The sequence below is a fragment of the Streptomyces sp. SudanB182_2057 genome (genome assembly GCF_964272715.1).
Classification (GTDB): domain Bacteria; phylum Actinomycetota; class Actinomycetes; order Streptomycetales; family Streptomycetaceae; genus Streptomyces; species Streptomyces rubradiris.
On the sequence record NZ_OZ186798.1, the window covers coordinates 5,189,893 to 5,202,245 of the forward strand.

The following is a 12,353-nucleotide window of genomic DNA, read 5'->3' on the forward strand; positions in this document are numbered from 1 at the left end:
GTGCCCGTAAGGGTCCGGGCACGCCGGACCGCGACGACTTCGGCCGGGAGCGCTCCGGGCGGCCGGCCGGGGAGCCCGCCGACGGCGCCCGGGCCGAGGGCCGGGCGCCGCAGGACCGGACGGCGTCCGTGGCACGCGCCCGGCAGGCGGCGCGCGGTGCCCGCGCGGACCGGGAGGGGGGCGCGGACTCCGCCGACGGCGCCGGTGCCCGGAAGGCGGGCGGCCCGGCCGGCGCCGGCCCGGCCCGGCCGTCCGAGAGCACCCAGATACTGCGGCGCGTCACCCCGCCCGGGTCCGCCGAGGGGCCCGCGTCCGCCGACCGTTCCGGCGGGAAGCCGGACGGCGAGGCCCGGCCGGACCGGGCGGCCGGTGCCGCCCGCGGTGCCGGTGCCGGTGCTGCCCGTGGAGCCGCTGCCGGTGCCGGGCAGGCGCCCGAGACCACCCAGGTGCTCCGGCGGGTGGGCGCGCCCCGCGCGGGCGAGCCGGGCGCACCCGGTACGAAGTCCCCGTCCTCCTCCCCGGCGGAGCCGGGCGCCGGTGAGCGTTCCGAGCGGACGTCCGGCACCCGGGGCACCAAGCCCGCCGGTCCCGCGTCCGCCGGTGCCGCACCCGCGGCCGGCACGACGAGCACGACCGGCGCTTCCTCTCCGGCCGCCGCCCGGGCCGCCCGCGTGGCAGGCGCCGCCGGAGCGGCCGGAGCGGTCGGTGCCGGTGCCGCCGCCGGAGCCCAGGCGGCCCAGGGCGCGAAGGCCGCCGGTGCCGTACCCGGCCCCCGTGCCGAATCCGGGACCCGTGCCGAAGGGCCCCCACCAGCGGGCCCCCCGGGCGCTCCCGAAGCCGAGACCACCGTGCTCGCCGCCGCCGACGGTGAAGGGACCACGGGCAAGAAGGCGAAGAACGCCAAGAAGGGCAAGCGGCCCAAGCGGACCGGCTGGCGGCGCCTCGTGCCGACCTGGCGCATGGTGCTCGGCACCTGCTTCGTCTTCGTGCTGCTGATCATCGGCGTGCTCTTCGTCGGCTACTCGCTGGTGAAGATCCCGCCGGCCAACGCGTTCGCGACCAAGCAGAGCAACGTGTACCTGTACGCCGACGGCTCTCAGCTGGCCCGCGACGGCGACGTCAACCGCGAGAACGTCTCCCTCGCGCACGTCTCCAAGGACGCCCAGCACGCGATCCTGGCCGCCGAGGACCGCGACTTCTACTCCGAGTCGGCCGTCGACCCCAAGGCGATGATCCGCGCCGCCTGGAACACCGCGACCGGCAAGGGCAAGCAGTCCGGCTCGACGATCACCCAGCAGTACGTGAAGAACTACTACCTGGCCCAGGAGCAGACGGTCACCCGCAAGGCCAAGGAGTTCTTCATCTCCATCAAGCTCGACCAGAACAAGTCCAAGGACGAGATCCTGGAGGGCTACCTCAACACCAGCTACTTCGGCCGCAACGCCTACGGCATCCAGGCCGCCGCGCAGGCCTACTACGGCCGCGACGCCGACGACCTGGACCCGGCCCGCGCCGCCTACCTCGCCGCGCTCGTCAACGCGCCGAGCGAGTACGACGTCGTGGCCCACCCGGAGAACCGGAAGGCGGCCGTCGCCCGCTGGAACTACGTGCTGGACGGCATGGTCAAGAAGGGCTGGCTGAAGCAGTCCGACCGGGCCGGGATGAAGTTCCCCATGCCGAAGGAGCAGACGATCTCCACGGGCCTGTCCGGCCAGCGCGGCTACCTGGTGGAAGCGGTCAACCAGTACCTGGTCAACAACGACATCATCGACAGCGACCACCTCGAGGCCGGCGGCTACCGCATCCGCACCACCATCCAGAAGGACCGGCAGGACGCCTTCGTCAAGGCGGTCGACGACCGGCTGATGAGCAAGCTGGACAAGGAGAACCGCAAGGCCGACACCTACGTCCGGGCCGGCGGCGCCTCCGTCGACCCCAAGACCGGCGAGGTCGTCGCGCTGTACGGCGGCATCGACTACGTGAAGCAGTACACCAACGGCGCGACCCGCGGTGACTTCCAGGTCGGTTCGACGTTCAAGCCGTTCGTGTTCACCTCCGCGGTGGAGAACGGCTCCACCACCCAGGACGGCCGCACCGTCACCCCGAACACGGTCTACGACGGCACCAACCAGCGTCCGGTCCAGGGCTGGAGCGGCGGCTCCTACGCCCCCGAGAACGAGGACCAGCGGTCGTACGGTCCGATCACCGTCCGCAAGGCCACCGACCTGTCGGTGAACTCGGTGTACGCGCAGATGGCCGTCGACGTCGGGCCCGCCAAGGTCAAGCAGACCGCGGTCGACCTCGGCCTGCCCTCCGACACCCCGGACCTCCAGCCGTACCCGTCCATCGCGCTCGGCACCGCGACCGCCAGCGTCCTGGAGATGACCGAGGCCTACGCCACGCTCGCCAACCACGGCAAGCACGGTACGTACAGCCTGGTCAAGGAGGTCACCAAGGACGGCCGGGACGAGATCAGGCTGCCCGAGCGGAACGTGAAGCAGGCCGTCAGCCGGGAGGCCGCCGACACCACCACCTCGGTGCTGCGCAGCGTGGTCGAGAGCGGCACCGCCACCGCCGCGCAGGCCGCGGGCCGTCCGGCCGTCGGCAAGACCGGTACCGCCGAGAGCGACACCGCCGCCTGGTTCGCCGGCTACACCCCCGAACTGGCCACGGTGGTCGCGGTCATGGGCCAGGACCCGGTGACGGCCAAGCACCAGCCGCTGTACGGGGCGCTCGGCCAGATGCGGATGAACGGCGGTGGCCCGCCCACCGAGATCTGGGCGCAGTACACGCGGGACGCGCTGGAGGGCGAGCCGGTCAAGGACTTCGACCTGCGGCTCCAGCAGGGCGCCGACCGGGTCCAGGAACCCCCGGCCGGCTCGGGCACGGCCGAGCCCGGCACGGACGGCGGCCAGGACACCGGCGGCACCGCCGCCGACGGCGGCCAGGAAACCGGCGGCCCGTCCGCCACTCCGACCGACGGCGCCACCACGGGCACGCCCGCCGACGGCGGCCAGACCACCACCGGCGGCGGGGCCCCCGCGACCGGCGGCACGGCCACCGGCGGTACGCCCACCACCGGCGGGAACACGACGACGACGACCGGCGGCGGCCCGGCCACGGACGGCGGCGGCACCGCCACGACCGGCGGCGGCGCCCCCGGCGGCGGTACGGCCACCGGCGGCGGCACGCCGGGCGGGGGCACCGACGCGGGCGGCACCACCGCCACGGACGGGGGAGCCGGGGGCGGCCCCGGCCTGTGAACGCGGGGCGGCCCCGGCCGGTGACGGCCGGGGCCGCTTCGTCGGCTCAGTGACCGCTGGTCGCCTTCAGTCCCACCACGGCGACCAGCAGCAGGCACACGAAGAAGATCCGGGCGGCGGTGACCGGCTCGCCGAGCACCACCATGCCGAGCACTGCGGCGCCGGCCGCGCCGATGCCCACCCAGACGCCGTAGGCCGTGCCGATGGGCAGGGACTTCGCGGCGTAGGACAGCAGGACCATGCTGGCGACGATGCCGGCGCCGGTGAACAGGCTAGGGACCAGACGGGTGAAACCCTCGCTGTACTTCATCCCGATCGACCAGCCGACTTCCAGCAGACCGGCGACGACGAGCAGGAACCAGGCCATGACGGCACCTCCGAGACAGTGACTTCCAGGGGGTGCGTCGTCTTTGCCTTCGACCCGGTACGGCGCGTCTCGTCGGGCTCCCTCCAACGTAGCAAAGGCACGGCGAAGAGGGCCGGTGACCATCGTCACCGGCCCTCTTCGCCTGCCTCGTGCTACAGGTACAGCCCCGTGGAGTCCTCCGACCCCTCGAACCGGTCCGCGGCGACGGCGTGCAGGTCACGCTCGCGCATGAGGACGTAGGCCACGCCCCGCACCTCGACCTCCGCCCGGTCCTCCGGGTCGAACAGCACCCGGTCGCCGGGCTCCACCGTGCGTACGTTCTGGCCGACCGCGACGACCTCGGCCCAGGCCAGCCGCCGCCCGACCGCCGCGGTGGCGGGAATCAGGATGCCGCCGCCCGACCGCCGCTCGCCCTCACCGGTCTCCTGCCGCACGAGAACCCGGTCGTGCAGCATCCGGATGGGCAGCTTGTCGTGGTGGGGAGTGCTCTGCTCGTTTCTGTTGGCGCTCACGCGTCGAAACCTACCTGTTCCCGGTCAGTCCCTGCGCCGCCGGGCCCCCAGGGCGAGCAGCCCCACGACCCCCACGACGACCATCGCCACGGGCACCACCCGCTCCAGACGGGGCGCCCCCTCCTCGTCCGTGAACCGCGCCCGTACCTCGCTCACGACGCGGTTGACCTGCACGTACGCCCGTCCGACCGTGTGGTCGACGTTCGCGACGACCTTGGCCTTCGCGTCCCCGACGACGGTCTTCGGATGCACCCGCACCCCGATCTCGTCGAGCGTCTCGGCCAGCACTTCGCGGCGGCGCCTGATGTCCGCCTCGATCTGCGCCGGGGTTCTGGTGTCCGACGTGTCCGCCACCGTACGGCCTCCGAAGTCTGCCGAAATCTGCTGCTGCTTTGACGAACAGTCTGTCAGCTCATGGCCGCACCGCACCGCAAGGGCCCCCGGTTACGCTAGTCCGATGAGCGAGCGACTCCAGCCCGGGGACGTTGCCCCCGCCTTCACCCTCCCCGACGCCGACGGCAACGAGGTGTCCCTTGCGGACCACAAGGGACGCAAGGTCATCGTCTACTTCTACCCGGCCGCCCTGACCCCCGGCTGCACCAAGCAGGCCTGCGACTTCACCGACAACCTGGAGGTCCTGGCCTCCGCCGGCTACGACGTCATCGGCATCTCGCCGGACAAGCCGGAGAAACTCGCGAAGTTCCGCGAGCAGGAGTCCCTGAAGGTCACCCTGCTGGCCGACCCCGACAAGAAGGTGCTGGAGGCGTACGGCGCCTTCGGCGAGAAGAAGCTCTACGGCAAGACGGTCGTCGGCGTCATCCGCTCCACGGTGGTCGTGGACGAGGACGGCAAGGTCGAACGCGCCCTGTACAACGTCAAGGCGACCGGCCACGTGGCCAAGATCATCAAGGATCTCGGCATCTGACGTCCGCGGGCACTGCCCGGCCGCTAGCATGGCCGGGCAGCACCAGGCGGCCGTGGTGGAATTGGCAGTCACGCTGGGTTTAGGTCCCAGTGGGGTAACTCCCGTGAGGGTTCGAGTCCCTCCGGCCGCACCAGGGTTCAGCCCAGCAGCTCCCGCACCACGGGGACGAGGGCCCGGAACGCCTTGCCCCGGTGGCTGATGGCGTTCTTCTCGTCGGGGCTCAGCTCGGCGCACGTCCGCGTCTCGCCCTCCGGCTGGAGGATCGGGTCGTAGCCGAAGCCGTTCGTACCGGCCGGGGCGTCCCGCAGCGTGCCGCGCAACTGCCCCTCCACCACCCGCTCGGTGCCGTCCGGCAGCGCCAGAGCCGCCGCGCAGGCGAAGTGGGCCGCGCGGTGCTCCGCGGCGATGTCGGAGAGCTGGGCGAGCAGCAGCCTCAGGTTGGCCTCGTCGTCGCCGTGCCGGCCGGCCCAGCGGGCGGAGAAGATGCCGGGGGCGCCGCCCAGGACGTCCACGCACAGCCCGGAGTCGTCGGCGACCGCCGGCAGCCCGGTGGCCCGGGCCAGGGCGTGCGCCTTCAGCAGGGCGTTCTCGGCGAAGGTGACGCCGGTCTCCTTGACGTCGGGGACCTCGGGGAAGGCGTCGGCGCCGATCAGTTCGTGCGGCAGTCCGGCCTCGGCGAGGATCGCCCTCAGCTCGGTGATCTTTCCGGCGTTGCGGGTGGCGAGGATCAAGCGGGTCATGCCCGACAGTATTCCTCCCCGCGCCGCCACGGCCGTGCCCGCCCCGGGTACCGGCGCCGGGAACGTCCGCCCTGTTCCCGCGGCCGGACAGGCAGGGACAATTATGGGCGGGGATCATCGAACGGGTGGAGCTGATGGAACCTACCGAGACGAGCACACCGCGGCGGGCCGCGTCGTACCGCACCATGACGGCGTTCACCCCCGCCGACGAGGAGCGCCGGCGCGGGGTGCGGCGCATGAAGCTCACGGCGACGGGCCTGCTGCTGTTCGTCGCGGTGGTCTACGTCCTGGCCAAGGTGGCGCAGCACGGGGGCGCCGGGGCCTGGGCCGGCTATGTGGCGGCGGCGGCCGAGGCGGGTATGGTGGGCGCGCTCGCCGACTGGTTCGCGGTCACCGCCCTGTTCCGGCACCCGCTGGGGCTGCCCATCCCGCACACCGCGATCATCCCCACCAAGAAGGACCAGCTGGGCGTCTCGCTGGGCGAGTTCGTCGGAGAGAACTTCCTCTCCGAGGACGTCGTACGGCAGCGGCTGCGCGCGGTCGGCATCGGCAGCCGGCTCGGCGCCTGGCTGGCCGAGCCCGAGCACGCCGACCGGGTGACGGCGGAACTGGCCACCGCCCTGCGCGGCGCCCTGACCGTACTGCGCGACTCGGACGTGCAGGCGGTCGTCGGCGAGGCGGTCACCCGGCGGGCCGACGCCCAGGAGATCGCCCCGGGCATCGGCAAGACCCTGGAGAAGGTCGTCGCCGACGGCGGGCACCGGCGGGTGGTGGACCTGGTGGTGTCCCGCGCCCACGACTGGCTGGAACTGCACCGGACCGACGTGATGGTGGCCGTGGAGGGCGGCGCGCCCGGCTGGACCCCCCGGTTCGTGGACCGCAAGGTCGGCGAGCGCGTCTACAAGGAGCTGCTGCGGTTCGTCACCGAGATGCGGGACATGCCCTCGCACCCGGCGCGCGGCGCGCTGGACCGCTTCCTCACCGACTTCGCCCGCGACCTCCAGTCCGATACCGACACCCGGGCGCGGGTGGAGCGGCTCAAGAGCGAGGTGCTGGGCCGGGGCGAGGTCCAGGACCTGATCGCGTCCGCCTGGACGGCCGTACGGTCGATGATCGTGACCGCGGCGGAGGACGAGCGCAGCGAACTGCGCCGCCGGGTGCGGTCCGCGCTGCTGTCCCTGGGCACCCGGATGGCGACCGAGGAGAAGATGCAGGGCAAGGTCGACGCCTGGGTGGAGGGCGCGGCGGTGCACGTCGTGACCACGTACCGCAAGGAGATCACCTCGCTGATCACGGACACCGTGGCGGGCTGGGACGCCGAGCACACCACCCGCAAGATCGAGGCCCACATCGGCCGCGACCTGCAGTTCATCCGGATCAATGGCACGGTGGTGGGATCCCTCGCGGGACTGCTGATCTACGCGGTCTCGCGCGGCCTGGGCGCCTGACCGGACTGTTCCGCCGCGGTCAGGGCACCCGCTTCTGCGTCCTTCGACGAGGAGGGAGCCCATGAGCGAAGCGGAGACGCCGCCGGTGCGGACCGGCCGGACGATCACCACGAACATCCCCGCCCGGCTGGACCGGCTGCCCTGGTCCCGCTGGCACTGGTCCGTCGTGATCGGGCTGGGCACCGTATGGATCCTGGACGGCCTGGAGGTCACGGTCGTCGGCAACATCGCCGGCCGGCTGTCGGAGTCCGGCAGCGGCCTGGCGATCTCCTCCGGGCAGGTCACCGGCGTCGCCGCCGCGCTCTACGTAGCGGGCGCCTGCTCCGGAGCCCTGTTCTGGGGCCGGCTGACCGACCGGTTCGGCCGCCGGAACCTCTTCATGATCACCCTGGCGGTCTATCTGGCCGCGACCGCCCTGACCTCCGTCTCCTGGGAGGCATGGTGGTTCTTCCTGTTCCGCTTCCTGACCGGTTTCGGGATCGGCGGTGAGTACGCGGCGATCAACTCCGCGATCGACGAGCTGATCCCGGCGGCCTACCGCGGCCGGGTCGACCTGCTCATCAACGGCAGCTTCTGGCTGGGCGCGGTCGGCGGCTCCCTGCTGTCGATCGTCGCGCTGAACACCGACCTGCTGGCCGCGAACGTCGGCTGGCGGCTGACCTTCGCGCTCGGCGCCGTCCTCGCGCTGGTCATCCTCCTGGTACGGCGGCACGTCCCGGAGAGCCCGCGCTGGCTGCTGATCCACGGCCGGGACCGGGAGGCCGAGGAGATCGTCTCCGGCATCGAACGCCGGGTGGAGGCCGAGCGCGGCGAACGGCTGCCGGACGCCGAGGGCGAGCTGGAGATCCACCAGCGCAAGAGCGTCTCCTTCCTGGAGATCGCCCGCACGGTCTTCGGCCGCTACCGCAGGCGCGCGGTCCTCGGCTTCTCCCTCTTCATCGGCCAAGCGTTCCTGTACAACGCCATCACCTTCGGCTTCGGCGCGATCCTGACCAAGTTCTACGACGTGCCCTCCGACCACACCGGCTACTACTTCGCGGTGATCGCGGCCGGCAACTTCTGCGGCCCGCTGCTGCTCGGCAAGCTCTTCGACACGGTCGGCCGGCGCGTGATGATCTCCTCGACCTACCTGCTGTCGGGCCTGCTGCTGTTCGGCACGGCCTGGCTGTTCGACCGGGGCGCGCTGACCGCGGCCACGCTGACCGCCTGCTGGTGCGCGGTGCTGTTCTTCGCCTCGGCGGGCGCCTCCAGCGCCTATCTGACGGTGTCGGAGATCTTCCCGATGGAGACCCGCGCCATGTCCATCGCCTTCTTCTACGCGATCGGCACGGCGGCCGGCGGCATCAGCGGCCCGCTGCTGTTCGCCGACCTCACGGGCACCGGCCGGGTCCGGGACACGGTCCTGGCCTTCTCCATCGGCGCGGTGCTGATGTGCGCGGCCGGCCTGGTCGCGGTGTTCCTGGCGGTACGGGCCGAACGCCGCTCCCTGGAGGACATCGCCCGCCCGCTGACGGCGGTGGCGAGCCGGGCGAAGTCGGCGGCGCGGCCGGGTTCGCGGGGCGGTGGTCCCTCGGTCCCGCCGGCGGCGAGCAGGCCGTGAGCGCCGGGCTCCGCCGGGCCGGCTCTCAGGCGCCGGTGGTGGAGCCCGGCCGGACGATCATCAGGACGGTGACGGCGGCCCACAGGAGGTTGAAGAGGCCGGTGGACATGGCGAGGCGGGCGGTCCGCTTCTCCGTGCCGCCGCCTTCGAGCAGGGCGGTCTGAGCCGGGAGGATCACCGCGGCCAGGACGAGGGCGGCCAGGACGGTCAGCGCGATGGACACGATCAGCCAGGGGCTGCCGAGCACGCCCATCTCACTCGCGGTGGCGAAGCCGAAGACGGGGACGACGACGCCCACGACGGCGTAGACGCGGCATATCCGGTGCAGCAGGTGAAGGCTCGCGGTGGCGTCAGGGGCGACAGGGGCGACAGGGGCGTCGGTGGCGTCGGTGGGGCCGGGGCCGGCAGCGGCCGGGACCCGGCGGGCGACGGGCGGGAACATGCTGGCGGCGACGGCGACGGGCCCGATGGCGAGGATCGCGGCGATGACGTGCACGGCGAGGAGGAACTTGGTCACGGGGCGACGCTAGGGCGCGGCGGGAGCACGCAGAAGCGGCCGGATTGCCACCTGCCGACGGATTCCCGCCACCGGCATCAGGCGGCGTACGGTCCATGTCCCGGCCGCTCGGCGGGGGTTGGCGACAACCGGTCGTACGGCTAGGTTCCTGCCATGCACACCGTGGCCGTACTGGCGCTGGACGGCGTCATCCCGTTCGATCTGTCCGCCCCCGTCGACACCTTCGGCTGGGCCCGGCTGCCCGACGGCCGGGAGCCGTACCGGGTGCGGGTGTGCTCGGTGGGGGAGGAGGTCGCCTCGGGTGCCTTCACGGTCCGGGCGCCGTACGGCCTGGAGGCGCTCGCGGAGGCGGACACGATCATCCTGCCGGGGGTCGCGGACCCGCCGGAGACGCTGCCGCCCGGGGTGGCCGAGGCGTTGCGCGCGGCGGCGGCGAACGGCACCCGGATCGCCTCGATCTGCGTGGGCGCGTTCCTCTTCGCGGCGACGGGCCTGCTGGACGGGAAGCGCGCGACGACCCACTGGATCGCGGCCGATGACCTGGCGGCGCGGTACCCGGAGGTGACCGTCGACCCGAACGTGCTCTACGTCGACAACGGCCAGTTCCTGACGTCGGCGGGCGCGGCGGCGGCGCTGGACATGTGCCTGCACATGATCCGCAGGGACTTCGGCTCGGCGGTCGCGGCGCACGCGGCCCGGATGTCCGTGATGCCGCTGGAACGGGAGGGCGGGCAGGCCCAGTTCATCGTGCGGGACCTGCCCCCGGCGCCCGCCGGCGCGACCCTGGAGCCGCTGCTGCGCTGGCTGGAGGACCACTGCGGTCGCGATCTGACGCTGGACGAGATGGCGTCGAAGGCCGGCATGAGCACCCGTACCCTCAACCGCCGCTTCCGCGACCAGACCGGCACGACACCGCTCCAGTGGCTGCACCGGGCCCGGGTGCGGCGGGCCCAGCACCTGCTGGAGACCACGGACCACCCCGTGGAACGGATCGCGGCCCAGACGGGTTTCGGCTCCCCCACCGCCTTCCGGGAACGCTTCCGGAGGGTGGTGGGGACGAGCCCGCAGGGGTACCGGAGGGCCTTCCGGGCGGAGGCGAGGGCGTCGTAGGGACGGCCGTGGCCCCGTAGCCCCGTAGTCCCTGTAGCCCTGTAGTCCCTGTAGCCGTAGCCCCGGTAAGTGATGTTCCGCGGCCGTCAGGCCTTGCGGTCGGCGACGGCCCAGGAGGCGGCGGCGACGGCGCCGGCGACACCGAGGACGGCCGGCCAGGCGCCGACCTTCTTGGCCAGCGGGTGGGAGCCGGCGAAGGCGGCGACGTAGGCGGCGGTCAGCGCGCCCGCGGCCTTCCCGCCCGCCCGGGAGCGCCACTGCTGCGCGGCGGCGGCCCCGGCGACGGCCAGCACGGCCCCGCCCAGCTGCCGCTTCTTGGTCCAACGGGCGACGCCGTAGCCGCCGACGAGCCCGGTGGCGGCGACGACCGCGCTGGGAACCCTGGCCATGAGTGCCTCCTGGTGACCCTCGTTATCCCTGATGTCTGCCCCGAGGTTAACGCGCAGGTCGGAGGGCGGTACGGCCCTGAGTCGAGGCTTGTCAAGTTTCCAGCGGAGAGTTATATAAGAAGCCGTAGGGCATCGCACGCAGCGCCTGAAGAGAGGAGTGACCTGTGATGCTCATGCGCACGGATCCGTTCCGTGAACTCGACCGGCTCGCACAGCAGGTGCTCGGCGCGAACGCCGCGAGTCCGGCCGTGATGCCGATGGACGCCTACCGGTCAGGTGACGAGTTCCTCGTCCACTTCGACCTGCCCGGCATCGACCCCGAGACGATCGAACTGGACGTCGAGCGCAACGTCCTGAACGTCCGCACCGAACGGCGGAGCCCCGCTCCCGAGGACGCGGAGATGCTGGTGGCCGAGCGGCCGACGGGCACCTTCACCCGCCAGCTGTTCCTGGGCGACACGCTCGACACGGACCGCGTCGACGCCTCGTACGACGCCGGCGTCCTGACCCTGCGCATCCCGGTGGCCGAACAGGCCAAGCCCCGCCGCATCCAGATCACCGGCGGCGGATCGGGCCGCAGGCAGATCAGCGGCTGAACCCGGCGGCAGAGCGGCGGCATCAGCGGCTGAACCCGGCCGCCACCGCCGCAGGCCGTCGGCCACCGCCGTCGGTCACGCTCGCAGGCCGTCGGCCACGGCCGGTACGGGCGCGCCCCGGGGCCGGAGCGGGACCCGGGACGCGCCCGGGCGGGCGTACCCCCTTCCCATCCCACCGGGCGAGGGGACCCGTGACAACCACACGCCGATAAATCAGCACAACACGCCACAAGGAACCACACACCACCAGAGACACCACACGCCGCACTTTGGCCGAACTCCCGCTCATGCCCGCCGCGTTACGGGGTACCCGCTTGCCGGTGCCCCGCAGTGTCCCGGAGGAGGAGCCAGCACGATGACCGTGACCACCCCGCAGCCGAGAACCACCATCCCCGCCCAGACCACTCCGCCCCGCCCCCGCACCCGGGACGCGGCCGAGGACACCGGCTGGCTGGAGCTGACCGAGGCGGTGCGCGAGGCGGGCCAGTACACGACCAGGGCGGAGGCGGAACGCATCACCCGCATCGTCCTGTCGGCCCTGGGTGGCCACGTGACCGGCGACGAACGCGTGGCCCTGGCGCAGGCGCTCCCGCGCGAGGCCGGCCGGATCCTCGCCGCCCAGATTCCCGCGACCCACCCCCTGACGGCCCGCGAGTTCGTCGACTCGGTCGCCACCCGCATCGAGGGCGCGACCCCGGCCACGGCCCGCTGGGACGTCAGCTCGGTCCTGAGCGTCCTCACCACGTACGCGGGCGAACCCCTGACCACCCGTGTCCTGACCCAACTGCCGCCGGGTTATGCCCTGCTGTTCGGGCGGGCGGAGTTGGCGGCGATGGCGTAGGCGGTAGGGGGGCCTTGGGCGCCGCACCACACGCGGCGCCCACCG

General features: G+C 72.8%; 13 protein-coding genes, 1 tRNA gene and 1 riboswitch. Of the genes, 8 read left to right on the forward strand and 6 right to left on the reverse strand.

Going from position 1 to position 12,353, the window contains the following annotated elements:
• Positions 1-848: 848 nt before the first annotated feature.
• Positions 849-3,263, forward strand: a complete 2,415-nt coding sequence (locus tag ACSURM_RS22860; protein ID WP_436961167.1) for a transglycosylase domain-containing protein — start codon at positions 849-851, stop codon at positions 3,261-3,263.
• Between the two features lie 46 nt (positions 3,264-3,309).
• Here the strand turns inward: ACSURM_RS22860 and sugE are convergent, their stop codons facing one another.
• From sugE to ACSURM_RS22875, 3 genes are all read right to left on the reverse strand, one after another.
• Positions 3,310-3,630 (reverse strand): quaternary ammonium compound efflux SMR transporter SugE, encoded by a 321-nt coding sequence (gene sugE / locus ACSURM_RS22865; protein WP_171155825.1) that lies wholly within the window; start codon positions 3,628-3,630, stop codon positions 3,310-3,312.
• A 31-nt stretch (positions 3,631-3,661) separates the two neighbouring features.
• Positions 3,662-3,733, reverse strand: a riboswitch (guanidine-III (ykkC-III) riboswitch).
• Positions 3,734-3,782: 49 nt separating this feature from the next.
• Positions 3,783-4,142, reverse strand: coding sequence for a GroES family chaperonin (locus tag ACSURM_RS22870; RefSeq protein WP_030610388.1), 360 nt, complete (start codon positions 4,140-4,142; stop codon positions 3,783-3,785).
• Between the two features lie 24 nt (positions 4,143-4,166).
• A complete protein-coding gene (locus ACSURM_RS22875) occupies positions 4,167-4,496 on the reverse strand; it encodes a DUF3618 domain-containing protein (protein WP_189995869.1) in 330 nt (109 codons plus the stop codon).
• Between the two features lie 103 nt (positions 4,497-4,599).
• On the opposite strand from ACSURM_RS22875, the gene bcp reads away from it, so the two are divergent.
• Both bcp and ACSURM_RS22885 read left to right on the forward strand, forming a co-directional pair.
• A complete protein-coding gene (bcp, locus tag ACSURM_RS22880) occupies positions 4,600-5,067 on the forward strand; it encodes a thioredoxin-dependent thiol peroxidase (RefSeq protein WP_181796647.1) in 468 nt (155 codons plus the stop codon).
• A 46-nt stretch (positions 5,068-5,113) separates the two neighbouring features.
• Positions 5,114-5,200 (forward strand) — tRNA-Leu (locus ACSURM_RS22885).
• Positions 5,201-5,204: 4 nt separating this feature from the next.
• On the opposite strand, the gene rdgB is transcribed toward ACSURM_RS22885, so the two are convergent.
• Positions 5,205-5,807 (reverse strand): RdgB/HAM1 family non-canonical purine NTP pyrophosphatase, encoded by a 603-nt coding sequence (gene rdgB / locus ACSURM_RS22890; protein WP_436957534.1) that lies wholly within the window; start codon positions 5,805-5,807, stop codon positions 5,205-5,207.
• A gap of 134 nt (positions 5,808-5,941) precedes the next feature.
• Here rdgB and ACSURM_RS22895 point away from each other — a divergent pair, with 134 nt between their 5' ends.
• Complete coding sequence (locus tag ACSURM_RS22895; protein WP_436957535.1) at positions 5,942-7,255, forward strand: DUF445 domain-containing protein; 1,314 nt, start codon at positions 5,942-5,944, stop codon at positions 7,253-7,255.
• A 61-nt stretch (positions 7,256-7,316) separates the two neighbouring features.
• Positions 7,317-8,855, forward strand: a complete 1,539-nt coding sequence (locus tag ACSURM_RS22900) for an MFS transporter (protein ID WP_436957537.1) — start codon at positions 7,317-7,319, stop codon at positions 8,853-8,855.
• Between the two features lie 25 nt (positions 8,856-8,880).
• Here the strand turns inward: ACSURM_RS22900 and ACSURM_RS22905 are convergent, their stop codons facing one another.
• Positions 8,881-9,372 (reverse strand): hypothetical protein, encoded by a 492-nt coding sequence (locus ACSURM_RS22905; protein ID WP_436957538.1) that lies wholly within the window; start codon positions 9,370-9,372, stop codon positions 8,881-8,883.
• Between the two features lie 153 nt (positions 9,373-9,525).
• On the opposite strand from ACSURM_RS22905, the gene ACSURM_RS22910 reads away from it, so the two are divergent.
• The gene (locus ACSURM_RS22910; protein ID WP_436957539.1) at positions 9,526-10,482 is read left to right on the forward strand and encodes a GlxA family transcriptional regulator; all 957 of its coding nucleotides are present in this window, start codon (positions 9,526-9,528) and stop codon (positions 10,480-10,482) included.
• An 86-nt stretch (positions 10,483-10,568) separates the two neighbouring features.
• On the opposite strand, the gene ACSURM_RS22915 is transcribed toward ACSURM_RS22910, so the two are convergent.
• The gene (locus ACSURM_RS22915; protein ID WP_189995860.1) at positions 10,569-10,871 is read right to left on the reverse strand and encodes a hypothetical protein; all 303 of its coding nucleotides are present in this window, start codon (positions 10,869-10,871) and stop codon (positions 10,569-10,571) included.
• A gap of 167 nt (positions 10,872-11,038) precedes the next feature.
• Between ACSURM_RS22915 and ACSURM_RS22920 the strand changes: the two genes are divergently transcribed.
• Both ACSURM_RS22920 and ACSURM_RS22925 read left to right on the forward strand, forming a co-directional pair.
• Positions 11,039-11,467, forward strand: a complete 429-nt coding sequence (locus ACSURM_RS22920) for an Hsp20/alpha crystallin family protein (RefSeq protein WP_436957541.1) — start codon at positions 11,039-11,041, stop codon at positions 11,465-11,467.
• A 355-nt stretch (positions 11,468-11,822) separates the two neighbouring features.
• A complete protein-coding gene (locus tag ACSURM_RS22925; RefSeq protein WP_436957543.1) occupies positions 11,823-12,308 on the forward strand; it encodes a DUF2267 domain-containing protein in 486 nt (161 codons plus the stop codon).
• The last annotated feature ends 45 nt before the right edge of the window (positions 12,309-12,353 follow it).

Excerpts from the sequence above, each read along its gene's own strand:
- sugE (WP_171155825.1), bottom strand. The coding sequence starts at position 3,630 with ATGGCCTGGTTCCTGCTCGTCGTCGCCGGTCTGCTGGAAGTCGGCTGG.
- bcp (WP_181796647.1), top strand. The coding sequence starts at position 4,600 with ATGAGCGAGCGACTCCAGCCCGGGGACGTTGCCCCCGCCTTCACCCTC.
- rdgB (WP_436957534.1), bottom strand. The coding sequence starts at position 5,807 with ATGACCCGCTTGATCCTCGCCACCCGCAACGCCGGAAAGATCACCGAG.
- ACSURM_RS22895 (WP_436957535.1), top strand. The coding sequence starts at position 5,942 with ATGGAACCTACCGAGACGAGCACACCGCGGCGGGCCGCGTCGTACCGC.
- ACSURM_RS22900 (WP_436957537.1), top strand. The coding sequence starts at position 7,317 with ATGAGCGAAGCGGAGACGCCGCCGGTGCGGACCGGCCGGACGATCACC.
- ACSURM_RS22910 (WP_436957539.1), top strand. The coding sequence starts at position 9,526 with ATGCACACCGTGGCCGTACTGGCGCTGGACGGCGTCATCCCGTTCGAT.
- ACSURM_RS22915 (WP_189995860.1), bottom strand. The coding sequence starts at position 10,871 with ATGGCCAGGGTTCCCAGCGCGGTCGTCGCCGCCACCGGGCTCGTCGGC.
- ACSURM_RS22920 (WP_436957541.1), top strand. The coding sequence starts at position 11,039 with ATGCTCATGCGCACGGATCCGTTCCGTGAACTCGACCGGCTCGCACAG.
- ACSURM_RS22925 (WP_436957543.1), top strand. The coding sequence starts at position 11,823 with ATGACCGTGACCACCCCGCAGCCGAGAACCACCATCCCCGCCCAGACC.